The following is a 24,662-nucleotide window of genomic DNA, read 5'->3' as shown; positions in this document are numbered from 1 at the left end:
AGCTTTTATGTTTACAATGGAATATATTTCAGTGGATTAACACTGCCGACTGCTTGTCCTTTCCAAGGTCCAATATGCACTTCGAAGTGTAAGTGTGGGCCAGTAGAGCGACCTGTACTACCCATCGCTGCTATTTGCTGACCTTGTGTTACTTCTTGTCCTACACTAACATTAAATGCACTTAAATGTGCATAAACGGTTGTATAAATTTGTCCATCGATTGAGTGCGTCACAATGACAACATTACCATACGAACTAAGTGGGGCTGCGTAAGAAACAACGCCATCTGCTGCTGCCCATATTGGTGTTCCTGTTGCATTTGCAAGATCGACACCATAATGGAATTCAGGTCCTGCTCCAAGATTTCGCCAACCATATGGTGATGTTAAACGACCATTCGTTGGTTTAATCCATGTTCCGTTTGATTGAGGTGCATGGACTGTACCACCAGATGATCCGCCACCATTGTTAGCAGCAGCAGCTGCTGCCGCTGCGGCTGCTTTACGTTTCGCCTCTTGTTGACGCGCAATTTCAGCCAAACGATTTTGTTCAGCAATAATTTGATCTTGCAATTCCTGACTAACTTCTAAAGCCTCTGAGTACTCTTTTTCAAGTAATACTTTTTCTGATTTCAGCTTTTCTTGCTCTTTTTCTAATTGGTCGACTAGTTTATTTTTCTCAGCTTTTTGACTATCTAATGATGCTTTTAATCGTTCAAGCTCAGCTTTTTTATCTTCTAAGTTTTTACGCTTCTCTTCTACAATTTGCTTTTGCTCTTCTAATTTTTGTTTATCATCTTTTTGATCTTGAATAATTTGACGATCCGCTTCCAATAATGCATTAACTGCAGAGAAACGATCAATAAAGTCTACAAAACTATTAGAGCCAAGCAATACATCTAAATAACTAACAGAGCCCCCTGCTTGAATCGCACGTGCACGTTCTTGTAACAATAAATCGCGCTCTTCAATTTTATGCAAAAGCTCTTCGATAGACGCTTCTAACTTTTTAATTTCCTCATTTGTTGCCCGAATATCTGCTTGTACTTTTTTAATATTACTATTAGTCTTGTCGATTTCAGCGTTCAATGCTTGAATTTGATCTAAGATTTGTTGTTGCTTTTCTTGATTTGCTGTAATTGCATTTGATTTATTGCTGATAGATGAATTTAACTGATTCTTCTTTGTTTCAACTTGTTTCTTTTCTTCTTTTAAATCCGATAAACTTGTTGCATATGCTGATGGAGTTTGGATAAAAAGAATTAGAGCAGATGCAGCTGCAAGTGTTTTCAATGTGTTTTTCGCCTTACTTTTCACCGATTGAACTCCCCTTCGACTATTCTTTTCTTTTTCACAAATATCCGTTGTGACTAAATTTTTAAAAACTTACGTACTGACATGAAGCTTCCCCAAATACCGATCAGAACACCAATGAGTAACAGAAGACCGCTTACCTGATACACAAGTGGGGAAAAGTCTAGTAATTGAACAAGCTCTCCTTGTAAACGTGGAGCAATAATTTTATATATATTGTGGTAAAGGGTTGTGACAACCGCAATCGGAATAATAGAACCTAAAATCCCAAGCCACATGCCTTCTAATAGGAATGGGATACGCACAAATGAATTCGTAGCCCCTACAAGTTTCATAATTTCTATTTCATCACGACGAGCTATAATCGTTATACGAATTGTATTTGAAATTAAGAAAATTGCTGTAAATAATAACCCTAAAATAAGTACGATTCCTACATTACGACTAATATTTAAGAAGTTAAATAGTTTTTCTACTTTTCCTTCGCCATACATCACGTCATATGTATACTCATATTTATCAATAGCTTTCGCAACTTTTGCTGTTTGCTGTGGATCAGCAGCTTTTACATAAATAACATTACGTAATGGGTTACTTTGTTCAAAGAGTTTAAAATCATCACCGAAGTCTTTTACTAGCTTGGTTAACTCATCTTCCTTAGTGGAATAAGTCATCTCGGAGACACCAGGCAATTTTTTGACTTTTTCGATGAGAACTTTTTCCGCAGCTTCATCTGCTGTCTCATCAATTAACACTTTAATTTCGACATCATTTTCTAAATCCGTTGCTACTTTATTTAAATTCATCATAATAAGCGCAAAAACACCTACTAGAATGAGCGTAACGGTTACGGCACTGACAGAGGCAATGGTCATCCAACTATTTCGACCAAGTGATTTGATACTTTCCCGGAAGTGGCGCTTTACTGTACTAAATTTCATAGCCGTATTCACCTCCGTGTTCATCACGGACAATTAAGCCGCCTTCAATTGCAATAACACGACGACGAATCGTATTTACAATTTCACGGTTATGGGTCGCCATTACAATCGTTGTCCCACGTGCATTAATTTCCTCAAACAAATTCATGATTTCCCATGATGTTTCAGGATCAAGGTTCCCTGTAGGTTCGTCTGCAATCACCACTTTTGGAACATTGACGATCGAACGAGCAATCGATACCCGTTGCTGCTCTCCGCCTGAAAGCTCATTTGGAAACATTCTTGCTTTATGCTTCAATCCAACTAGTTCTAACACTTCCATAACTCTACGTCGAATTTCATCTGGCTTTTCTTCAATTACTTCAAGCGCAAACGCTACATTCTCATAAACGTTCAAACGAGGTAATAATTTGAAGTCCTGGAAAACTACACCAAGTTGACGGCGCAAAAAAGGGACCTTCTTATTCTTTAAAGTTGCTAAATCAATACCATTCACAATAATTTGTCCTGATGTTGCCTTTTCTTCACGGTACATCAATTTAATAAATGTAGACTTACCTGCCCCACTTGGACCGACTACATACACAAATTCGCCTTGCTTTATATTAACCGAAATACCATTTGTCGCAACAACACCGTTTGGGTATTTCTTTGTCACATTTTTCATTTCTATCATGATTAAACCACCTAAAACTCTCATCTATGTAAGAGGTATTTCTTTTACTATTATAGCACTCTATTTCTGTTTTTTTATTACAGTTTCATTTCAATCCGTGGCAGTTCCTTCTATTTCGTTCTTTCCTTGCCATTATCCTTAAGAAAATGACAAAAATGAAAACAAGATTCGCCTCTATATGCAAGGTCGAATCTTGTTTGACAAGAAAAAAAGCATTCAAGCTTTAACTTGAATGCTCCTACTGTTAAATTTGTTGTTCATCTGTTGTTGTGTAGCGCACTAAGACAGCACCTGTTTTTGATTCGCCTTCGATGAATAAACGATTCGCATTTTCAACTTCTTTGTCGAAGCGGACTACCTTGGATAGGAATTGATCTTGTGACTCCATTTTAGAAACATCCTGGATACCCACATCCACTTTACCAAAATTTGTGACCACTTTGCCGCTCAATGAAATTGTTCGTGGAACATATAATTCCACTGCTCCAGCGACTGTTTGAGCTTTAATTTTAGATGAATTTGTCGAGCATGTTGTCACGACTACATGTCCATTGACAGACTTAGCTTCCACTTCATCCAAAGCACCATCTAAATATACACGCCCATTCAATGTTTCAGCCTCTAATTCCTTACCTCGAACATTCGTTAATTCAATGGAACCATTAGAAGAATCCACTTCCGCTTTTCCGAAATTAAATTTCGTTCCTTTAATGGCACCGTTTAACGTTTTCACTTTTAATTCTTCAAATTCTGTATCCTGTAATGAAACACTACCATTCATTAGGCGCACAGATAATTTTTCAAGCTTATCCTTTGGTACTAGCACCTTCACATTGACTTGAACAAGCTTTAATTGGCTTAAAATACGAAGTGATTGCGCTTCCTCTTTCACAACAAATTGCTCTAAAAAGTGATTGCGAGTTTCTTCTTCACTATCGTTCATCAAAGGTGCCTTTACCTTGCAGATTACTTGAATAGTATCGCCTTCACCGGAGTCCAATGAGAAGTTACCATTAGGTAATTCAACGATAATCTTGTCTACATTAGCAGCAGCCACTTCTTCTGTATGGGTAAATTCAATTTTATCTCCGAATGGAGAAGCAACATCGAATTCCTTCACTTTTTTAACAGCCGTATTCATCATATCCATAAAAAGAGAACCGATTTGCGTTAAATCCTTACGAAAATCTTGCATTTCATCTTGGAAGTATTTCATAAAATCATCTTTTTTCTTGTCACCATCTTTTGATTTTTCTTCAAATAATGGCTCTTTTTCACTTGAAAAGGATTGCGTCTCTTTCGACACATCATTCATAACATGTTGAGTAGACTTGCCAGGTTGCTCTAATGCTTCTAATAATGTAATCGCCTCTTGTGCCGAAATTGTTCCTTTTTCTACAAGTTCTAAAATTCGTTGACGTTCATTTTGCATAAATAAATAGCCTCCCTCAGTTCGTTATACTATTTATACGATCCATCATGTGAAAAGTTTCACTGCAAAATTGAATAAATTGGGTCTTTTCATTACAACATCGTCAGGCTTTTACCTATGAAGATTTTATTGCTCGTTTTTTAGATTAGTTGGATCACTTCCGGCCTCTGTTTAAGCTGGTTCTTCCCATTTCGGATCATTTTCAATCTGGATTGAGCGACTTTCTCCACTTTAAGATCACCGTTCAATCCAAATTGATCATTTCCGTTCAAATGTAAATCCATTAAGATTTAGAAGCTTCTGCTAGCAATGCATCCATTCTCATACGATCACGTTCCAGGATTGGTTTTAAGTATTTGCCTGTATAGGAGCCAGCTACTTCTACTACCTCTTCAGGTGTACCAGTTGCAACAATCGAACCACCTTTGTCTCCACCTTCTGGACCTAAGTCAATGATATAATCTGCTGTTTTAATCACATCTAAGTTATGCTCAATAACTAATACCGAATCACCGTTTTCAACAAGACGCTGCAACACGACAAGTAAACGAGCAATATCATCGGCATGTAATCCTGTTGTTGGTTCATCTAAAATATAGAAGGATTTCCCTGTAGAGCGTCGATGTAATTCAGAGGCTAGTTTTACACGCTGTGCCTCTCCACCCGATAAGGTTGTGGCTGGTTGACCTAATTTCATATAGCCCAGCCCAACATCAACAATCGTTTGTAGCTTACGCTGGATCTTTGGAATATTTTCAAAGAACACTACTGCATTCTCAATCGTCATATCGAGAATATCTGCAATACTCTTATCTTTATACTTCACTTCAAGTGTTTCACGGTTATACCGTTTGCCGTGACATACTTCACATGGTACATAAACATCTGGAAGGAAATGCATTTCAATTTTAATAATGCCGTCGCCACGACATGCTTCACAGCGACCGCCCTTGACATTAAAGCTAAAGCGTCCTTTTTTGTAGCCTCGTACCTTTGCTTCATTTGTTGCTGCGAAAACATCGCGAATATCATCAAAAACACCTGTATAAGTTGCTGGGTTTGAACGAGGTGTACGCCCAATTGGCGATTGATCAATATCAATTACTTTTTCAAGCTCATCGATACCTGTCACTTCTTTATGCTCGCCAGGCTTAACCTTTGAACGATTCAGCTTCTGTGCCAAAGATTTATATAAAATTTCATTAATCAGTGTCGATTTCCCTGAACCAGAGACACCTGTCACTGCTACAAATAAGCCTAATGGAACATCTACTTTAACATTGCGTAAATTATTTTCCTTGGCACCTTTAATGGAGAGCTTTCGACCATTTGGTTGGCGTCTTTCTATTGGTAAAGGAATAAACTTTCTACCACTTAAATATTGTCCAGTTAAAGATTTTTCATTATTCATAACTTCCTGCGGTGTACCTGCTGCCACAATTTGCCCGCCATGAACGCCTGCTCCAGGTCCTACATCGATGAGATAATCGGCTGCAAGCATCGTATCTTCATCGTGCTCTACCACTATTAGCGTATTTCCTATGTCACGCATATTTTGTAACGTGCTAATCAGCCGATCATTATCACGCTGATGCAAACCAATCGAAGGCTCATCTAAAATATAGAGGACCCCCGTTAATCGTGAACCAATTTGCGTAGCAAGTCGAATACGTTGCGCCTCTCCACCAGATAATGTACCTGCTGCACGACTCAATGTTAAATAGTCTAAACCAACATTCACAAGGAAGCCCAATCGTTCTTCGATTTCTCGTAAAACTAATCGAGCAATTTGCATATCCTTTTCAGAGAGATCAAGCTCTTTGAAGAATGTGTCTGCTTCCTGAATCGAATATTGGGTAACCTCACCAATATGCTTATCGGCTACTTTCACTGCTAACGTTTCAGGTTTTAAACGATACCCTTTACATGAAGGGCAAGCCTGCTGTGCCATGTATTTTTCCATCTGCTCACGAACATAATCGGATGTTGTCTCTTTAAAACGACGCTCAACATTGCGCACAACACCTTCAAATTCAATCATCTGATCTCGCACATTGCCAAACTCATTTTCATAATGGAAGTGTATCTTGTCTTTTCCAGAGCCATATAAAACTTTATCCATCTTTTCCTTTGGCAAATCCTTCACAGGCACGTCCATTGGAATATCGTAATGATCGCATACAGCTTTTAATAATTGTGGGTAGTATTGTGAACTAGTTGGTTCCCATGGTGCGATGGCATGCTCTAGCAAGGAACGATCCCAATCAGGTACCACTAAATCTAAATCCACCTCTTGTGTCGAACCTAAGCCATCACAGCTTGGACAAGCACCGAATGGACTATTAAATGAAAACATACGAGGCTCTAATTCACCTATCGAAAAACCACATAATGGGCAGGCATGATGCTCACTAAATAGTAACTCTTCATGTTCCATCACATCGACAAGCACACGTCCATCTGCCAGACGTAAAGCCGTTTCTAAAGAATCACTCAGACGAGCTGCAATACCTTCCTTCATAACAACACGGTCCACTACTACTTCGATGGAATGCTTTTTATTTTTATCAAGTTCGATAGCATCATCTAAATCACGCAATTCCCCATCAATTCGTACACGAACAAACCCCTGCTTTTTTAAATCTTCTAGTAGTTTAACATGGGTACCCTTACGTCCAGAAACCATTGGTGCAAGGAGCTGCATCTTAGTTCTCTCAGGATAGGTTAATAAACGATCCACCATTTGCTCAATCGTTTGGGAAGTGATTTCTATGCCATGATTTGGACAAATCGGTTTACCAATACGTGCATAAAGTAAACGTAGGTAATCATAGATTTCCGTTACCGTACCGACAGTAGATCGTGGGTTACGACTAGTTGTTTTTTGGTCAATGGAAATAGCAGGCGACAAGCCTTCTATTGCATCGACATCTGGTTTATCCATTTGTCCAAGAAATTGGCGGGCATAGGCGGAGAGGGACTCAACATAACGACGTTGGCCCTCCGCATAAATTGTGTCAAATGCTAGAGAAGACTTTCCAGAGCCTGATAATCCTGTTAAAACGACTAATTGGTCACGTGGAATTGTGACATTGATATTTTTTAAATTATGAGCACGTGCGCCTTGCACGACAATTTCAGTATTTTTCACAAGTCATTCACCCTTCTACCTTCAATTCAAATATTGTATCTCGCAACTCAGCCGCACGTTCAAAATCAAGCGCTTTTGCTGCTTCCTTCATTTCGACTTCTAGGGAAGCTAAGAGCTGTTCTCTTTCCGCCTTTGTTAGCTTTTTGCCTTTTGTTGCCTTTGTTACATAGGATTCCTCTTCTTCTGCTACTTGTGTTGCACGTATCACATCTGGGATTTTCTTAATGATCGTTTGAGGTGTTATGCCATGCTCCTCGTTATAAGCCATTTGTAATGCACGACGACGTTGCGTTTCATCAATCGCCTTTTTCATCGAGTCTGTTATATGATCCGCATACATAATGACATGACCATTCGCGTTACGAGCAGCACGACCAATGGTTTGAATCAATGAACGTTCTGAACGTAAAAATCCTTCTTTATCAGCATCTAAAATCGCCACAAGGGACACCTCAGGGATATCAAGACCTTCACGCAATAGATTAATACCTATTAGTACATCATACGTTCCTTTGCGAAGCTCACGGATAATTTCAATACGTTCTAGTGTCTTAATTTCTGAATGTAAATATTCAACTTTTAAGCCCATTTCCTTCAGGTAAGCCGTTAAATCCTCAGACATTTTCTTCGTTAGCGTTGTCACTAAAACTCGCTCATCACGCGCAATTCGATCTTGTATTTCATCAATTAAATTATCGATTTGCCCTTCGATAGGACGTACATCAATTAATGGATCTAATAATCCAGTTGGTCGGATAATTTGCTCTACCATTTCTGGTGTATGCTCCAGCTCATATGGACCTGGTGTGGCTGATACATAAATGGCTTGATGTACACGGTTTTCATACTCTTCAAAACGTAATGGACGATTATCTAAAGCAGATGGCAAGCGGAAGCCGTGTTCCACGAGCACACCTTTACGCGCTTGGTCACCATTGTACATTCCTCGAACCTGTGGGAGTGTTACGTGACTTTCATCGACCACAAGCAAAAAGTCATCAGGGAAGTAATCTAGCAAAGTATATGGAGTGGCCCCTGCCTCACGCAATGTTAAATGACGTGAATAGTTTTCAATCCCAGAGCAAAAGCCCATTTCACGCATCATCTCTAAATCATAACGTGTACGTTGTTCTAAACGCTGTGCCTCTAGTAATTTATCTTCTGATCGTAATAATGCAAGTCGTTCCTCTAATTCTTTTTCAATGTTTTCAATTGCTTTTCGCATTTTTTCTTCTCGTGTAACGAAGTGGGATGCTGGGAAAATAGCAACATGCTCTCGATCCGATAAAATCTCTCCAGTTAGTGCATCTACTTCACGAATGCGATCAATTTCATCACCGAAAAATTCCACCCGAATACAATGCTCATCACGAGAGGCTGGGAAAATTTCCACTACATCTCCACGTACCCGAAATGTTCCGCGAGTAAAACTAACATCATTACGCTCATACTGAACGTCTACAAGCTTGCGCAGTAGCTGATTACGTTCAATTTCCATACCTGTACGAATGGAAACAACCATTTCTCGATATTCTTCGGGAGAACCTAAACCATAAATGCAGGACACAGATGCAATAATAATGACATCCTCACGCTCAAACAATGCAGAGGTAGCAGAGTGACGCAGCTTATCAATTTCATCGTTAATGCTAGAGTCTTTTTCTATATAGGTATCTGTCTGCGGTACATAAGCTTCTGGTTGGTAGTAATCATAGTAGCTGACAAAATATTCAACGGCGTTATTTGGGAAGAACTCTTTAAATTCACTATATAGCTGGCCAGCTAACGTTTTATTGTGTGCCATGATTAGTGTTGGTTTTTTGACTTGCTGGATGACATTCGAAATGGTAAACGTCTTACCTGTTCCAGTAGCACCAAGCAATGTTTGATGACGTTTGCCTGCTTTCACACCCTCCACTAATTCCGCAATGGCCTGTGGCTGATCCCCGTTAGGCTGATATGGCGCTTGTAAATCAAATGTTTGCACTCATGTCCCCATCCTTTCCTTCCAATTTGTACATATATTTTAGCATAGCGATATTAAAATTTCGAACATTTAACGAACGAATGTTTGTAAAAAATTTTTTCATCTCTAAAATTTTTAATACATAACATGGCGTTCAATTTAACTTTTTACTCTTATAATAGCCGTTTTATCAAGTTTTCAAGCTTTATTTATGGATGAGATTTCCTGTTTTGCTTTATGTGCAGCTCACACTCTCTCAGGAGCCGGGCTATGTACTTTTAGAGCGACTCTCACTTTTTTATAAACAGCGTCTCAAACTTTTTAAATGACTTTCCCCATTCTATAAGCAAGATCACTTCTTCTAACCAAAACATACAATCTTCACATCCTCTGCAAATATTTTCAAAAGCAAAAAAATCCCACTCTCCAATAGATATGGAGAGCGGGTTCGTCAACATGATTCATCTTCTGTTTGGTGTAAGGAAGTTAGTTCGGATGCGTATTGATAAAATGCGTTTTCATCTTTTTCATCGAGTGCTCTATCTATCAGAACCATGAGCTGCTCTTGCCGATGCATACGCTGGATACGATTTAAAAATAAATCTAAATAAATCTCGTTTAATAATTTCTCTGCCTCATCAACTTTTTTCGACTGACCAACGGCTTTCAGAAAATCTGTATACGAATAATATTTATCCAACGATCTCACCTCGATCCTTTTCTAAATTATATGAAAATTGAAATTAAAAAGCAATGCTTACGATTCGAAAATATCTTGGATTAGCTATTAATCAATTGATATTTAGAGCAAATTCTCTAGGCATTTCGTGCTTTTCTCAACGATTTTCAACTATTTCATTTAATTTAAGAAAGTCATATTCTGTTTTACACTACCGTTATAACTAGAAAAAAGGAGGCACTCCCTATATGACAACTAACTTTGTAAACGGCTACTTAATTTCATTCAATACTTATTTGCTGCAACCTATTCAGCATGACTCCAAAGTCTTCACGCACGTGATTGATAAGCATAATGAGCTGATTGTTACACGCAAACCGATGCATGTCCTTCGAAAATCCTGTCTCTCATTAGGATCAACTTATGAAGCCGCAAAACAATCGGCTAAACGTTTTTTCGGCAATCAACACAAGCTACCAATCGTCGTGGCCTTTGATTATGGTTATCCCTGTATTTTTTTGCCAACTTATTCACCCAGCTCCATTCACAATATATGGATAGGGCTTCATGCAATTATTAATATTACTCCTAGTGAATTGGGGTGTATTGTAACGTTAAAAAATGATAAACAAATCGAACTACCTATTCGTTATGCTTCCATTAGTAAACAATTTCTTAACGCATCTATGCTGTATAAATATTACATGAATGAACGAAAACAGCTGAGCCAAGATGCACCCTATCATCCACCCTTTTAACAAAAATTCCCCAAGAGCATCTCACTCTTGGGGAATCTGGGTATTAATTTATTTTTGAACGTAAATAGGCATTAATAAATGGATCTAAATCGCCATCCATCACAGCACCCACATTACCTGTTTCTTCATTTGTACGATGATCCTTCACCATCGAGTATGGGTGGAAGACATACGAACGAATTTGGGAGCCCCAGCCTATTTCTTTTTGCTCACCGCGTATTTCATCTAATTGTGCCTGCTGTTTATCAAGTTCTAGTTGATATAGCTTCCCTTTTAACATCGTCATCGCTTTTTCACGGTTTTTAATCTGGGAGCGCTCAGCTTGACATTGTACGATCGTACCAGTAGGAATATGCGTAATACGAACGGCAGAATCTGTCGTATTAATATGCTGACCACCTGCACCTGTTGCACGATACGTATCAATTTTTAAATCCTCTGTACGAATATCGATTTCTATATTGTCGTCAAACTCTGGCATAACATCACAGGAAACGAAGGACGTATGACGGCGGCCAGACGAATCGAATGGAGAAATACGTACTAGACGATGCACACCCTTTTCCGCTTGTAAATAACCGAAAGCATTGTGACCTTTAATCGACAATGTTACAGATTTAATCCCAGCTTCATCTCCTGGTAGATAGTCCACTGTTTCCACTTTAAATCCACGCTTCTCAGCCCATCGCGTATACATACGTAATAGCATTGAACCCCAGTCCTGTGATTCCGTACCACCAGCACCAGGATGTAGCTCTAAAATGGCATTGTTTTGATCGTATGGGCCACTTAGCAGTAATTGTAGCTCGAAATCAGCCATCTTTTGTTGGAATTCTGCTAGTTCTTTGCCTAGTTCTTCTTGTAATTCTTCATCTGGTTCTTCACGTAAAAGTTCCAGTGTCATATCTAAATTTTCATGTGTTTCCACTAAATCTTTATATTCATTGACAATCGCTTTTAAGCCATTTCCTTCATTGATAATCACCTGAGCACCTTGCTGATCATCCCAAAAGCCTGGCTCTAGCATCATTTCATCTAGCTCCTGAATACGTGCCTCTTTGTTCTCTAAGTCAAAGAGACCCCCTAAAGTCCGCCAATTTTTTGGCTGTAGTGTCTAACACATTGCGTACATCTGCTAATTCAATCATCGTTAAATCCTCCGAACGTTAGTCATGGAGCTAACACTTTATTTATAAAGCTCCGTATCTTTTTATTATAACGTTTTTAGAAACGAAAACATACTATCTAGCAGATGTTTTGTGGAATTAAGTCAACTATCCTGCGTCTCGTCCTCAAACATATTTTTGGCAAGACGTTGAAATACTTTCACACGGTCATACTGAACAAGTAAATATTTTGTTCGTTTCTCTAGTCTATATTTTAATAAAAATGCTCTTTGAATCCGAGACTCTAACGCATTGACACTGACATCCACAATAAATTCCTTGCCATTCATAAAAGTAACCTTTGTCCTCTTTTTATCCACAGCGACATAGTCATCAATATGATGAACAGCGAACCAGATACAGTCAGGGTGTAAAGGAGACCTACTAGGAAACCATAAAATATTACAACGTTCGTGCACGACGATAGGATTTTTATTAAGCTTGCCTAGGATCATTTTCGAACCATCGAACGCTCCTCTTAAACTAGAACCAAAATAACGCAGATTAAAGTCCAATAATTTCGTTGGTGGTAACGTAGATATATACTCATTATTTTTCTCATACACCTGCGTACATAAATTTCCAAAGGAATCATACACAGGCATATACATCATTGTTTCACTATTCATAATATCTTTTTTATGCATCTATAGTCCCCCTTTATACATTTTATGTTGCTTCCAGTCAAAATAAAAAGGAATATACAAATATGCGTACATTCCCGCTATTTTCAATGAGTAAGATTGCTTGAAAATTCCGATCCTCCTTAAGACTTAGTATCACCATCAAAAATTCAGGATAATAACAGGATAAATAACTTGTACTATATACCTATTATTACAGCTATTGTATACCCATATTTTTCAATTGTCTATAAATTCTGACTTTTTATACTAAAATTTCTTCATTTTTGAGTAATTTTAAAAAGAAAAAATCATTTTAACACGTAGTTAAAATGATTTTTTCATTCTGTTGATAAACTATTTAGTCAATGAAATTTTTTTGAAAAATCGGGTAAAGTCCTTTCAATTCTATGAAATGAATTGGAGGGATTTTTATGTTCTTTACTACTTCAAGACAGACCATCGAAAAAAATCGGGAGGCTTATTTAGCTATGTATGATAAGAGCCACCTGTTAGTGCAATTGGATCAATTAATTGATTGGCAATCGATTTTAAAAAAGTTGATGCGCTATTATTCAAATACACCTACCGGGCGTCCGTCTAAAGATCCGATTATTTTGGTGAAGATATTATTGATTCAAAGTCTAGAAGGGTTTCGATCTGTCCGTTTGACGTGTAAACAAGTTCAATCAAATGCCACGTATCGTTGGTTTCTAGGGATTCATCTATTTGAAAAAGTACCTCATCATAGTACAATTTCTCGTTTTTTATGGGAACGTCTGAAAGGACCTCCATTTTGGTTAGCGTTGTTTAATGAACAAGTGTGGGCCATTCATCAGGAAGGATTTATTGCGAATAAAACGTGGGCTGCAGATGAAACGGAGTTAAAGGCCAATGCCAATAAACGTTTTCGTCAACGGCTCCTTGTGAAAAAAATGGTTGAAGAGAATGAGAACGATTTAAAACGAATCAATCAATTCCGCGAAAAACAAGGAAAAAAACCATTAAAGCCGGCCCTATCTAAAGTGATATTTCATCCAACGAATTTTAGTCCTGTCGATGAAGATGCGCGCCTATCCGTTAAACATGTGGAGAGAGGGCAATTTGCGTATTATGAACATCGTATTGTCGATACATTACATGGATTTATTATTGCCTCTGAAATCACAGCAGCAAATAGACCTGGACATCAAATTTTACCTCAGCAGCTGAATCAATTGCATGAACTATTTCAGCAGTATGCGAAAGAAATTACATTAGATGCTGGCTATTATAATGCACAATGTGCGAATGAGCTCTTTAAACGAGGCTTTTTTGTCTCCATACCTTATAAAAGAAGCCAGACAAAAGAACATCCAAGCTGTCGGCGTCATCAATTCAAAAAGTTAAACGAAACGACGTATGCTTGTCCAATGGGCGTACCGTTTCGTTATACAACATCAACGCGCAAAGGCTATCACGAATTTAAAGCATCAAAAGGAAGCTGCAAAAACTGCCCGTACGCTTTAAACGAAAAAGACCGTATTTTAAGGCTTTCTATTCATCAAAAAACCTATGATCGTCTAAGAGAAATGAGATTATCATGGAAAGGGAAAATTTTAAAAACTGTCCGACCACAAACGATTGAACTAAGCTTTGCCCATAGCAAAGAATACCACGGTCTCCGTTATGCCAGATACCGTGGTATACCCAAAGTAAAAACACAAGTTTTGATGATCGCACTCATTCAAAACTTTAAGAAATGGACCAAGCTCCGTTCACTAAAACAAGTTGGACTCCATCTCACATATAAAATTATAGAAGATTCTTTTGAATAATTCAAAAAATCCCTGTGGAAATTCACAGGGATTTCATTGACAGGGTTGTTTTTCACCTAGATATTATTGAGCTGTGCCATGACAGTTTTTAAATTTCTTGCCGCTACCACATGGACATAAATCATTACGGCCAATGTTTTCAGCTTTACGTACTGGTTGCTTTTTCGGCGCAGCGCCACCTTCTTCTTTTGGATTAACAGCCTGCCCCTTTGCCACCTCTTCACGCTCCAGATTATTGCGGATTTCTGCTTTCATCGCATATTTCGCAACATCCTCGCGAATAGAGGCTACCATATCCTCAAACATCGCAAAGCCTTCTTGTTGATATTCACGAAGTGGATCGTTTTGACCATAAGCACGCAGATGGATACCTTGACGTAGTTGATCCATTGCATCAATATGATCAATCCATTTTGTATCGATTGATCGTAATAAAATAACCTTTTCAAACTCACGCATACGCTCTGGTGTCAGTTCTGCCTCTTTTTCATCATAACGAACATGAACAGCATCAGAGATTAGCTGATTAATATCTTCAGCAGACTTGCCTTGGAAATCAGATACTTTAAGTTGACCTTCCTCTAAAAGATTAGCCGCTACAAAGTCTTCAATAGCCTTTAGGTTCCAATCCTTCTGTTCACCTTGAGTATACAGGCTAACAACATTATCAATTGTTTCTTGAATCATAGACTCAACAAGCACACGCATATTTTCTGTTTCTAGTACATCATAACGCTCTTTATAAATAATCTCACGTTGCTGACGTAGTACATCGTCATATTGTAATAAGCGTTTACGCGCATCAAAGTTATTACCCTCGACACGTTTCTGCGCTGATTCTACAGCTCTCGACACAACTTTAGATTGCAATGGCTGGGAATCATCCATACCTAAGCGCATCATCATCGACTTCATATTATCAGAGCCAAAACGACGCATTAAATCATCCTCTAAGGATAGGTAGAATTGTGTAACCCCTGGATTCCCTTGACGACCAGAACGTCCACGAAGCTGATTATCAATACGACGTGATTCATGTCGCTCTGTACCGATTACCGCTAAACCGCCAATTTCGAGTACTCCTTCGCCAGGTTTAATATCGGTACCACGTCCAGCCATGTTAGTTGCAATTGTCACTGCACCCTTTGTACCAGCGTTCGCAATGATTTCAGCTTCACGTTCATGATTTTTCGCATTTAATACATTATGAGGAATTTTATGTTTATCCAATAGTTTAGAAATAATCTCAGACGTTTCAATAGCAACTGTACCAACAAGAACAGGTTGACCAGCTCTATGACGCTCTGCGATATCAGCAGCAACTGCTTTATATTTCCCTTCCATCGTTGCAAAAATCAAGTCAGCACGATCATCACGAGCAATCGGTTTATTCGTCGGAATAGCGACAACATTCATATTGTAAATATTACGGAATTCCTCTTCCTCTGTTTTCGCTGTACCTGTCATCCCTGCAAGCTTTTGATACATACGGAAGTAGTTTTGGAAGGTAATTGTCGCCATTGTCATCGATTCATTTTGAATCTCAACGCCTTCTTTAGCCTCAATCGCTTGGTGTAAGCCATCAGAATAACGACGACCCTTCATCAAACGACCAGTAAAGCCATCAACGATCACAATTTCGCCATCCTGCACAACATAATCGACATCGTTATGCATACTTACATGCGCCTTTAATGATTGATTGATCGCATGATTTAAACGAACATGTGTCAAATCAAATAGATTATCGATGCCAAATGCTTTTTCTGCCTTTTCCACACCTGCATCTGTTAACGTAACACCTTTTGTTGACTCTTCATACGTATAGTCTGTCTCTGCATTTAACATACGCACAAACGCATTAGACTGTTTATAAAGCTGTGCTGATTTCCCAGCTTGACCCGAAATAATTAATGGCGTACGAGCTTCATCAATTAAGATCGAGTCCACCTCATCAATGACAGCATAGTGCAATGGACGTTGTACACGTTCCTCTTTGTAAAGCACCATGTTATCACGTAAGTAGTCAAATCCTAGCTCATTGTTTGTACTATACGTAATATCTGCCTCATAAGCAGTACGTTTTTCATCTTTTGAAAGGCTATTTAAATTAAGCCCAACAGATAAGCCTAAGAAATTATAAAGTTGTCCCATTTCAGCAGCATCACGACTCGCTAGGTATTCGTTGACTGTTACAACATGTACACCTTTACCAGTGATGGCATTTAAATAAACAGCCATTGTCGCTGTTAAAGTTTTACCTTCCCCGGTTTTCATCTCCGCAATATTCCCCTCATCAAGAGCGGCTGCCCCCATGATTTGAACGCGGAATGGGTACATCTCTAATACACGTTTTGCCGCTTCTCGACAAACAGCAAACGCTTCGGCACGAATCGACTCTAAATGCTCACCCTCAGCATAGCGCTTTTTAAATTCATCTGTTTTCGCTTGTAGTTGATCATCTGAAAGCTGTTCCATTTGAGAAGCGAATCTCTCAACTTGGTCAGCGATTTTTTCTAATTTTTTTAGCTCACGTTTATTGAAATCAAATAATTTATTTAATAGGTTTGCCATGAATGTTTTTCACTTCCTATATAGATTCAACTTTCATTTTACCATTGTGTAACAGTTTCATGCAAACTGTCACCCCGGCTACATATGATTGTCATACCAAAAAAAGGCCCTCGCCATCGCGAGAGCCTTTGTCATCATGAAGTTTTAAGTAGTTTCAATTAAGCCATATTTTCCATCTTTACGTTTATATACAATATTTGTGCCGTTCGATTCAGCATCTGTAAAGACATAGAAATCATGTCCAAGCATATTCATTTGTAGAACAGCCTCTTCTTGATCCATAGGTTTTAAATCAAATTGCTTTGTACGAACAATTGAGTATTCTTCTTCCTCTGACACAGCATCAGCGGCTGCTTGAGTAGTAGCAAAATAAAGGCCTGCACCTTCACGCTCGCGGAATTTACGGTTTACTTTTGTTTTATGCTTGCGGATCTGACGCTCTAATTTATCAACAATTAGATCAACAGCAGCATACATATCATTATGACGCTCTTCAGCACGAAGAGTTAGATTCTTCATTGGAATAGTAACTTCCACTTTAGTTTGTTTGTCATTGTAAACCTTTAAATTGACATTAGCGTTGGCATTAACATCTTCGTTAAAATAGCGTTCAACTTTATCGATTTTGTTCTCAACATACTCTCGAATAGCTGGAGTTACCTCAATATTTTCACCACGAATGTTAAAGTTTAACATGTAAACTCCTCCTTTATAACTGCTATACTATCTATTTCTACACAAGTGTGTGAAATTCCTCTAAAATCATTCTTTTTTTTACAAAAATTTTTATGAATTATTATTTTGTTTTTTCGCTTCCGCTGCTTCCTTTTTTCGCCGAAGCTTTAGTTCTCCAACAATCAAATCTTCCACTGGTCCTTGATTATTAAAATAAATGCCGTATTGCTTGCCGCTCCCAAATGGACGACTCCAAATTACTTCTCCATACGCTCGAACTTCTTGTGTATCAAGCACAAAATGGATATCTAATGGAGGAGGGTTTATACCTAAATCCACTTCCGTAAACATCTTCAATCCACGTGGACTAATATCCAACAATTCAGCCATAGCCGTTTGTCCATGATTGACCTTTCCATTCTCATAAATAGCAAAAGTTATTTGAATCGGCTCCTTAAATTTAAATCGGAAACCTTCTTGACGCTTAAAGATCATATTCCCACCCCAGTACTCTTTTAAACATGTTTATTGCTTTGATTATGCCATGATGCCCAACTTACAGCTACAGGGAATAAGTAACATATTTTACCGTTGAATAGCCTAAATTATGACTAGTTAGTGATAATTACGAATTCAATGTTTAACAAAAAAAAGACCATCTTTTTTCGATGGTCTCTAATTGTGTCTAAATTTGTCCGCTGTTTCCCTGACCAAACTGCTGTTGTCGATTAATGCGAATAACTTCCTTCCACGTATCGCGAAATTCCGTCACAAATCCTTCCACTTCCTCAATAATGGCTACATCATTTTGAATGTTGGCTTCTACTAAACGATGATTCATATATTCGTAAAGAGGTAGCATTTGTTTCGAAATCTCAATGTCCATATTGAGTGTAGACATAAGTTCACTAATAATCGCCTGAGCTTTTTGAATGTTTGTATTTTTCTCTTGAATATTTTTATCTTGGATAGCTAGTTTCGCTTTATGCAAGAATTTTAAGCATCCATTATAAAGCATTAATGTCAGTTCGCCAGGTGAAGCTGTAGTCACACTATTTTGCTTATACGCGTTTTGTGCTGTTAAATTTGCTGCCAATAAAGGACAACTCCTTTGAAAGGTTACTTATTTACTAGTTTAAACCATTTTCCGAAGAAAAGCTATTTACGTCTCAGCGTAATTTTGTCTGGATTTTGAATTGTATGATCACAATTCACTCCTTTTAAAATCGGATGACATCTGCCAATGCTTTATCTTCATTCAGCTAGCAACTTCCAGCACGATGAATGAAGATAAACTATTAATTTTTTTTGTCATAATACATGCCATCCATTACGCGAACATTCGAGTAAGGATTATAATATTGCTGTTCACTTTTTTTCGTTTTTTGTAGGTTTGCCATGTCTTGTTTAACTGCATCCATAACAGCCGCTAACCGTTCTTTAATGCCATTATCGAGTTCCAACAGTGTACGATGAATGCGATTTTGTTCATCGAAACGAAACCCTTCTTTCATTAGGTTTTCCAAAATCGTACCACGTTTGTCCAACATGCTGTTGATAGTGTCGATATATTCATCTCGGTCTTCACCTTTTGGAGTTTCACCCAAATGCTTAAATAAATTAGCTGAAGCTTGCAATAGTTGATCTATTAGCTGCATATTTTTCCCCTACCTTAATTAGAAGCCTCAACCTTGTTGCATGAACATTCCAGATTGCTGATTAGCTTTATTAATGGCTTGCTCCATGGCTGTGAACTGTTTCCAGTAACGAGCTTCGATATTTTTTAGCTTATCTTGCCATGTAGAAATACGCTTTTCTGTATCAATTAAGTTTTTACCAATCGTATATTGGTGATCTGTCATCGTAGCACGACCAGCTTTTTGCTCAATTGAAATTTTGAATTCATCCATTGAACTACGGAGTCTTGCAAGATAGCCTCGTGTATCAACAGTTTGGCCATTTACAGTATCCTTTTCATTACCGGCATCATTTTTAAATAGGCGTGCTACTGCATCTGGGTCTTCTTCTAGCGCTTCACGTAGTTTCTTTTCATCAATTTCTAATGTGCCACCATCATTGTAATTTTTTGTAGTTGTAATACCGATACTAAATAATGTCTGGAATTTTGAGTCCTCAAGACCTGGAACTGTTTCATAGACAAGAGAACGCATCTTCGAAAGTCCATCACGAAGGATAGAATCATTACGAAGTAAACCACTCTTCGCTTTCTCTTCCCAAAGCTTAATTTCATTTTCCTTCATATCTTTTTTCTGATCTTCTGTTAGTGGCGCATAATCTCGATATTTCGTTTGTGTCGTTTGGTCTTTTAAATCTGTAACGAACGCATTGTACATATTCACAAAATCTTTAATTTTGTTCATCATATCGTCAACGTTTGTTGTAGAAGACAATGTAACAGCAGCTTCAGTTGGGTTTGTAGGCAACCCTTCTTTAATATTTTCAGTTCCTTCTTCTAAAATCCCTGCAGCTTCAGCTTCAGCCTTTGCTGATGCAAATGCGGCAGTCGCATTTGTTAAACGAGCTTCTCCAGCAGTAAGTGCAGCATCTGCTGAGTTTTTAGCAGCTCTTTTCTCATCATGTACAATTTGTAATTGTGCAAGTTCGGAGTAGGATGTTAAATCTTCTTTGGTAACTGTATCTAATTTCTCCTTTTGTGCCGTAGATAAACTATCTAATTTTGCTTGAACGCTTGCTTGTAAATCAGCATCTAGGCTTAGCCCTTCAAATGGATCGTCTTTGGATAAATCAAGGCTAGCAATCACCTCAATTTCATCAGTAGTTAATCCACTTAAAAAAGACTTATTTAAACTAGCATAGTCAACCTCTCTACTTGCTTCTGCACGGAATTTCGTTAAAGCTGTTGCATCTAAATCTTTCAATGTTTCTAACTGTTCCTTTGAAGATAAAGAAGTGTGTAGCTTTTCCTTTAAATCTTCTGAAATCGTACTATCAGCTGAGATTTTAGCTAGCATATCTTCAAATGTATCATCTGCATCAAATACAGGAAGATTACCTAGTTCTAAAATCTCATCATCTGTTAGATTAGCTAAAAATAACTGATTAAAGCTGTTATAAGCTGCCTTCTCTGTATCATCAAATCCAACTTTAAATACATCATTAAGCTTATCTTGATATGCAAGTGAAGCTGTATTAAATGCCTGATTTGCAGTTGTAGCTTTTGTATCTAAATCAGCCTTAGCTGCTGTAGCATTAGTAAATTCTGTTTGTGCAGCAAGATATTTATTTACATTTGTAGCTGTATCATTAAATGTCTTTTTTAGGGTAATGTTATAACCATTAAGTGTAAATGTGTTTGAATTACGCTCTGTGGCAATACCATTTACTTGGAAAATAGCATTTTTCCCTTCAGTTACTGTTGCACCTTCACCCTCTTGTAACTTCAATTTACTTATATCCGTATTTGTGCCATTAGCATTAACACCATTAACAGTGATATCGCCTTTACCGGTATTTTGAGCTGTGAAAGAGAAGCGTCCGTTTTCAAAAATTGCTGAAACACCTGCATTACTTTCGTTCACTTTTTCAATAAAGGAATCTACTGTCATATTGGATGTAATTGGAACTTTTACACTTGTTGGATTTGAACCATCAGCTGTAGGAGCTGTGAATTCAATAAATTCCGTATCACTTCCCACTAACTCACTCATTTTTGTTGAACCAGTACCATCAATTTGTCCACTTGTTGTACGTGCTGCAGATGCTAATTGTGAAACCCCTTCAATGGAAAGTGTTCCTGTAGCCTTACTAGTTGCAATAGCTGATACTAAATCTGAATTTGAGCTACTTGCTGTTTTTGTATTTAAATTTTTTAATACTAAATTATCTGCAATGTACGTATCAAATGTTCTTAACTTATTGTTAACATCGCGATAAGCATCACGTTGCCACTCATATCTTTGTTTATTTTGTAATAGCTTGTTTAATGGTGCCTTTTCTGCATTCATTAATTTTTCTACTAAAGCATCAATATCCATTCCTGATGCTAGTCCACCAATTCGCATTACCATAATTAGCCCTCCATTTTAAAGTAAATTTACACTTTTTCGTCTACAATCATCCCGAATAACTTTTGCATTTCATAAAATGCATCAAGTAACTTTTTCGGCGGGATTTCTTTTATAACCTCATCTGTCGCACGATCTACTACTGTTACATAATAGCGATCAAGTCCGTCATGATATTTAAATTTTGCTGCATTATGATTTACTTCTAGCATCTGATTCATTTTATCAACAACTTCTTGCAATTTTGCCTTTGTTTCATCATCATGACTCAGCTGCTGTATTTGCTCAACCGTAGGTGCCTTTTTATTCTGCACGGCTTCGCTTTGATTGGATGCTGTTTGATCTACTGCTTGTACGGCTATTTTATCTTGTTTACCTACAGATACTGCAGTTATATCGGCATTACTTGTAATACGCATATGTCCATCCTCCTTGACCGTCATACAAATATTAGTAGTAATAATATCGGATGAAAAATATAGAATTTCAGTTTTTTATGAAACAATGTAATAGAGGTTGGGAGGATTGTAGAGATTTCCTGAAAAAAACTGTAGATTGTTGTCTCTTAAAAAAGAGCAAAACAGAACGAATGGTCACTTTAAACTAGCCTAATTTCATAAGGCAGCCTAAAACATCTCTGAAATTAAGCGATCGATTATAAAAAAATGACTGATTAATTTAGAATCAATATCGAAATATGTTCTTGAGCTAAAAATATGTAAATATGCGGAATTAAAAGGAGAAATACTTTGGGGATAAAAAACGGATTGGACGGATTGAAGAACGAAGGCTTAATACGTCACGTCCTGTGACAATGCCTTCGTGCCCCACTTTCTTTTGCCCCAAGTAGCTCACCGGACGCCTTGCAAAAAGCGTCCGCTTGTAGTGGAAATTGCAGTTTTTGGTGAAGATTCCTAATCTGGTATATTGTTTATTTGTAACCATGTAATATATTTTTGTAAATCGTCTTTATTAGCAACTAATACACGGATATTCAGCCATGCCAACTTCTTCTTTAAATCGTCTGTTAATATCTTATAGCATTTACTATCAACTGAATTAGCCTCTAACAACAAAATTATCTTTATCTTACTATCTTTTTTAAGTATCTTTTGAAAAGACTTTAGTTCAGAGTCTTGTTCACTTCTTGAAACACCTATTAAACATGAAAGCGAATCTCTCACCTTCAAAGCTGTTTCTGTAATCACACTGTCTGGATGATTAATTTTCAAACGATTCTTAGTAGTTGGTTCTTGTTCAGCACCTCGGAAATTTTTCACTTCAATAATGACATACTCGTTCGCTTCAGTATCATAAAAAATAAAATCAATACCTTTAGAATCTTGTAGTTTTTTAAAATGCTTATTGAAGAAAGTAGTTTCATCAAATTTTACAAAATCAACAGTGTCATCGACTGAAAATTTCATACGACTCTCTATTACTTCAGTCATTGAAAAACAGCTCCTGCTCACGGTTATACAGTCTGTTAAATTCATCTGCTATAGGATTATGCTGTAAGTCTTTTAATTGGGATACAGTTTCCACATTTAATACCCCTTCCTCCATATGCATAGATAGAAACTGAATGTCTAGCTGCTCCTCGTTATTGTATTCAGTGAAGAGTCCCATTTCTTGTAATAAAAAATAGCTATGTGTTGAAATAAACAATTGAACACCTAAGCGCGCTAACTGTAAGAATAGCTCACTTAAAATAGGAATCATTTTTGGATTAATATTTGATTCAGGCTCGTCCCAAAATAAAATCGTATTTTCCTGAATTGTACCATTTGCAATCAATTGAACAATCGTCGCAATTTTACGGTACCCTTCAGCTAATAAGCCCATTTCTAGCTTCCCAATGCCAAGCTGCTTTAAATAGAATTTATTGTTCTCCTGTATAATTTGCCCTGACAACGCTCTTTCTAACGTTGATAATAATTCTTTTTGAGTCTGAACAAAAGGTCCGCGTTTCAATGGCAATAGTAACTGTTTATTTAAATCATAATACGTCTCTTCGAACGCGATATGATACTCCTCATAAAGACCAGTGAAATTTTCCGTTGCTGAAATCATTTCTTTTACAGGGATAAACACCATCGTTGGCCATTTTTGTTGTGGATGATTTAACTCCACACTGACAGATTTAGAATTACTTGTTGCAAATGTCGTTGTAAACGTGGAACCTGAACACCACTTCACTTCAACACTCGCTTTATGACGTCCTGCTTTTCTTTTCACTAACCTGCCGAGTTGATCGGGGCGAAAAACGCCAACAAGTTTAGCCGCAAGATTTTCCTCTAACTTTTTTGAAGAGATTTCCTCCGTTTTCTGAAGTGAAGATCCTATACTGTACAACACCTTCATCAAATGCGTTTTACCAACACCATTTTCCCCACTAATAATATTAATATGCTTAGCAAATGTTATTTCATTTTTTTGAAAAACGGTAAAGTTTGTTAAACATATCGATTCAATTGCATGACTTGTCATCGACACACCCCTCGCTATCTTACTTTGTACAAATCATTTTTTGTTATTCTTATTATACAAGATATCCATATACATATGGTAATATCCCCTTGCCACATTTTGCACACCACATTTCTATCGTTTTTTCGTCCATGCTTTCAAATCTATTACTGTTATGATATTTCGTAAAGTATAGGCTACTTTTTAAACCTATAGATACAAAATCAAGCACTGGTTCCTATTGACTTAAAATTTCATATTAAATTAGATTTGTCCGCCAGTAGTCTCTACCTTATTGCTCATTTATTTCACTCAAGGGTAGAGCAATTGTTAAATACATGTTTAATCTGTATACCCTTACTAATAGATATGCTAT

At 37.5% G+C, this 24,662-nt stretch carries 20 protein-coding genes; 2 read left to right on the top strand and 18 right to left on the bottom strand.

What is annotated here, in order from left to right; genetic code table 11:
- Nucleotides 1-11 precede the first annotated feature (11 nt).
- The 7 genes from MHB39_RS03710 to MHB39_RS03680 all read right to left on the bottom strand — a co-directional run bounded on the left by MHB39_RS03710 (nucleotide 12) and on the right by MHB39_RS03680 (nucleotide 10,179).
- A complete protein-coding gene (locus MHB39_RS03710; protein WP_342545871.1) occupies nucleotides 12-1,316 on the bottom strand; it encodes a peptidoglycan DD-metalloendopeptidase family protein in 1,305 nt (434 codons plus the stop codon).
- A gap of 53 nt (nucleotides 1,317-1,369) precedes the next feature.
- Complete coding sequence (gene ftsX / locus MHB39_RS03705) at nucleotides 1,370-2,254, bottom strand: permease-like cell division protein FtsX (protein WP_016991523.1); 885 nt, start codon at nucleotides 2,252-2,254, stop codon at nucleotides 1,370-1,372.
- On the bottom strand, nucleotides 2,244-2,930 hold the full coding sequence (gene ftsE / locus MHB39_RS03700) for a cell division ATP-binding protein FtsE (protein ID WP_016991524.1): 687 nt from the start codon (nucleotides 2,928-2,930) through the stop codon (nucleotides 2,244-2,246). Before ftsE ends, ftsX begins: the two co-directional genes overlap by 11 nt.
- A 244-nt stretch (nucleotides 2,931-3,174) precedes the next feature.
- Nucleotides 3,175-4,362 carry a DUF4097 family beta strand repeat-containing protein gene (locus tag MHB39_RS03695; protein WP_342545870.1) on the bottom strand — a complete coding sequence of 396 codons (1,188 nt, stop codon included), beginning with the start codon at nucleotides 4,360-4,362 and terminating at the stop codon, nucleotides 3,175-3,177.
- A gap of 283 nt (nucleotides 4,363-4,645) precedes the next feature.
- The gene (uvrA, locus tag MHB39_RS03690; RefSeq protein WP_342545869.1) at nucleotides 4,646-7,513 is read right to left on the bottom strand and encodes an excinuclease ABC subunit UvrA; all 2,868 of its coding nucleotides are present in this window, start codon (nucleotides 7,511-7,513) and stop codon (nucleotides 4,646-4,648) included.
- A gap of 7 nt (nucleotides 7,514-7,520) precedes the next feature.
- The gene (uvrB, locus tag MHB39_RS03685) at nucleotides 7,521-9,500 is read right to left on the bottom strand and encodes an excinuclease ABC subunit UvrB (protein WP_312123797.1); all 1,980 of its coding nucleotides are present in this window, start codon (nucleotides 9,498-9,500) and stop codon (nucleotides 7,521-7,523) included.
- A 430-nt stretch (nucleotides 9,501-9,930) separates the two neighbouring features.
- Nucleotides 9,931-10,179 carry an IDEAL domain-containing protein gene (locus MHB39_RS03680; protein ID WP_048392054.1) on the bottom strand — a complete coding sequence of 83 codons (249 nt, stop codon included), beginning with the start codon at nucleotides 10,177-10,179 and terminating at the stop codon, nucleotides 9,931-9,933.
- Between the two features lie 227 nt (nucleotides 10,180-10,406).
- On the opposite strand from MHB39_RS03680, the gene MHB39_RS03675 reads away from it, so the two are divergent.
- Nucleotides 10,407-10,916, top strand: coding sequence for a competence protein ComK (locus MHB39_RS03675; RefSeq protein ID WP_048392055.1), 510 nt, complete (start codon nucleotides 10,407-10,409; stop codon nucleotides 10,914-10,916).
- 43 nt (nucleotides 10,917-10,959) lie between these two features.
- Here MHB39_RS03675 and prfB read toward each other — a convergent pair.
- A protein-coding gene (gene prfB / locus MHB39_RS03670) for a peptide chain release factor 2 (protein WP_100069623.1) occupies nucleotides 10,960-12,061 on the bottom strand; the annotation gives its coding sequence in 2 pieces (ribosomal slippage) (nucleotides 10,960-11,988 and nucleotides 11,990-12,061; 1,101 coding nt in all).
- A 125-nt stretch (nucleotides 12,062-12,186) separates the two neighbouring features.
- Nucleotides 12,187-12,729, bottom strand: coding sequence for a competence protein ComK (locus MHB39_RS03665; protein ID WP_048392056.1), 543 nt, complete (start codon nucleotides 12,727-12,729; stop codon nucleotides 12,187-12,189).
- Nucleotides 12,730-13,139: 410 nt separating this feature from the next.
- Here MHB39_RS03665 and MHB39_RS03660 point away from each other — a divergent pair, with 410 nt between their 5' ends.
- A complete protein-coding gene (locus MHB39_RS03660; RefSeq protein ID WP_257520888.1) occupies nucleotides 13,140-14,522 on the top strand; it encodes an IS1182 family transposase in 1,383 nt (460 codons plus the stop codon).
- 63 nt (nucleotides 14,523-14,585) lie between these two features.
- On the opposite strand, the gene secA is transcribed toward MHB39_RS03660, so the two are convergent.
- The 9 genes from secA to MHB39_RS03615 all read right to left on the bottom strand — a co-directional run bounded on the left by secA (nucleotide 14,586) and on the right by MHB39_RS03615 (nucleotide 24,307).
- On the bottom strand, nucleotides 14,586-17,096 hold the full coding sequence (secA, locus tag MHB39_RS03655; RefSeq protein ID WP_054549768.1) for a preprotein translocase subunit SecA: 2,511 nt from the start codon (nucleotides 17,094-17,096) through the stop codon (nucleotides 14,586-14,588).
- 144 nt (nucleotides 17,097-17,240) lie between these two features.
- The gene (gene raiA, locus MHB39_RS03650) at nucleotides 17,241-17,792 is read right to left on the bottom strand and encodes a ribosome-associated translation inhibitor RaiA (RefSeq protein ID WP_004227537.1); all 552 of its coding nucleotides are present in this window, start codon (nucleotides 17,790-17,792) and stop codon (nucleotides 17,241-17,243) included.
- A gap of 90 nt (nucleotides 17,793-17,882) precedes the next feature.
- Nucleotides 17,883-18,266 (bottom strand): PilZ domain-containing protein, encoded by a 384-nt coding sequence (locus MHB39_RS03645; protein ID WP_004227539.1) that lies wholly within the window; start codon nucleotides 18,264-18,266, stop codon nucleotides 17,883-17,885.
- Between the two features lie 190 nt (nucleotides 18,267-18,456).
- Nucleotides 18,457-18,867, bottom strand: a complete 411-nt coding sequence (gene fliS, locus MHB39_RS03640; protein WP_342545868.1) for a flagellar export chaperone FliS — start codon at nucleotides 18,865-18,867, stop codon at nucleotides 18,457-18,459.
- 202 nt (nucleotides 18,868-19,069) lie between these two features.
- Nucleotides 19,070-19,429 carry a flagellar protein FliT gene (locus tag MHB39_RS03635; RefSeq protein WP_312123801.1) on the bottom strand — a complete coding sequence of 120 codons (360 nt, stop codon included), beginning with the start codon at nucleotides 19,427-19,429 and terminating at the stop codon, nucleotides 19,070-19,072.
- 27 nt (nucleotides 19,430-19,456) lie between these two features.
- The gene (fliD, locus tag MHB39_RS03630; RefSeq protein ID WP_342545867.1) at nucleotides 19,457-21,820 is read right to left on the bottom strand and encodes a flagellar filament capping protein FliD; all 2,364 of its coding nucleotides are present in this window, start codon (nucleotides 21,818-21,820) and stop codon (nucleotides 19,457-19,459) included.
- Between the two features lie 26 nt (nucleotides 21,821-21,846).
- Nucleotides 21,847-22,236: a flagellar protein FlaG gene (locus tag MHB39_RS03625; protein ID WP_312123803.1), complete on the bottom strand. Its 390-nt coding sequence runs from the start codon at nucleotides 22,234-22,236 to the stop codon at nucleotides 21,847-21,849.
- Nucleotides 22,237-22,731: 495 nt separating this feature from the next.
- Nucleotides 22,732-23,268 carry a hypothetical protein gene (locus MHB39_RS03620; protein ID WP_312123804.1) on the bottom strand — a complete coding sequence of 179 codons (537 nt, stop codon included), beginning with the start codon at nucleotides 23,266-23,268 and terminating at the stop codon, nucleotides 22,732-22,734.
- Complete coding sequence (locus MHB39_RS03615; protein ID WP_312123805.1) at nucleotides 23,261-24,307, bottom strand: AAA family ATPase; 1,047 nt, start codon at nucleotides 24,305-24,307, stop codon at nucleotides 23,261-23,263. Before MHB39_RS03615 ends, MHB39_RS03620 begins: the two co-directional genes overlap by 8 nt.
- Nucleotides 24,308-24,662: the final 355 nt, after the last annotated feature.

The sequence above is a fragment of the Lysinibacillus sp. FSL K6-4013 genome (assembly GCF_038630435.1).
Taxonomy (GTDB): domain Bacteria; phylum Bacillota; class Bacilli; order Bacillales_A; family Planococcaceae; genus Lysinibacillus; species Lysinibacillus boronitolerans.
The sequence above is the reverse complement of the archived record's forward strand: the minus strand, read 5'-3'. Positions and strand labels throughout refer to the sequence as shown.

What these genes read in the sequence shown, in the direction of transcription:
- MHB39_RS03675 (WP_048392055.1), top strand. Translation starts at nt 10,407, where the DNA reads ATGACAACTAACTTTGTAAACGGCTACTTAATTTCATTCAATACTTAT.
- ftsE (WP_016991524.1), bottom strand. Translation starts at nt 2,930, where the DNA reads ATGATAGAAATGAAAAATGTGACAAAGAAATACCCAAACGGTGTTGTT.
- MHB39_RS03625 (WP_312123803.1), bottom strand. Translation starts at nt 22,236, where the DNA reads ATGCGTATTACAAGTAATGCCGATATAACTGCAGTATCTGTAGGTAAA.
- MHB39_RS03695 (WP_342545870.1), bottom strand. Translation starts at nt 4,362, where the DNA reads ATGCAAAATGAACGTCAACGAATTTTAGAACTTGTAGAAAAAGGAACA.
- MHB39_RS03660 (WP_257520888.1), top strand. Translation starts at nt 13,140, where the DNA reads ATGTTCTTTACTACTTCAAGACAGACCATCGAAAAAAATCGGGAGGCT.
- fliD (WP_342545867.1), bottom strand. Translation starts at nt 21,820, where the DNA reads ATGGTAATGCGAATTGGTGGACTAGCATCAGGAATGGATATTGATGCT.
- MHB39_RS03620 (WP_312123804.1), bottom strand. Translation starts at nt 23,268, where the DNA reads ATGACTGAAGTAATAGAGAGTCGTATGAAATTTTCAGTCGATGACACT.
- MHB39_RS03635 (WP_312123801.1), bottom strand. Translation starts at nt 19,429, where the DNA reads ATGCAGCTAATAGATCAACTATTGCAAGCTTCAGCTAATTTATTTAAG.
- MHB39_RS03615 (WP_312123805.1), bottom strand. Translation starts at nt 24,307, where the DNA reads ATGACAAGTCATGCAATTGAATCGATATGTTTAACAAACTTTACCGTT.
- secA (WP_054549768.1), bottom strand. Translation starts at nt 17,096, where the DNA reads ATGGCAAACCTATTAAATAAATTATTTGATTTCAATAAACGTGAGCTA.
- MHB39_RS03665 (WP_048392056.1), bottom strand. Translation starts at nt 12,729, where the DNA reads ATGCATAAAAAAGATATTATGAATAGTGAAACAATGATGTATATGCCT.
- MHB39_RS03645 (WP_004227539.1), bottom strand. Translation starts at nt 18,266, where the DNA reads ATGATCTTTAAGCGTCAAGAAGGTTTCCGATTTAAATTTAAGGAGCCG.
- raiA (WP_004227537.1), bottom strand. Translation starts at nt 17,792, where the DNA reads ATGTTAAACTTTAACATTCGTGGTGAAAATATTGAGGTAACTCCAGCT.
- ftsX (WP_016991523.1), bottom strand. Translation starts at nt 2,254, where the DNA reads ATGAAATTTAGTACAGTAAAGCGCCACTTCCGGGAAAGTATCAAATCA.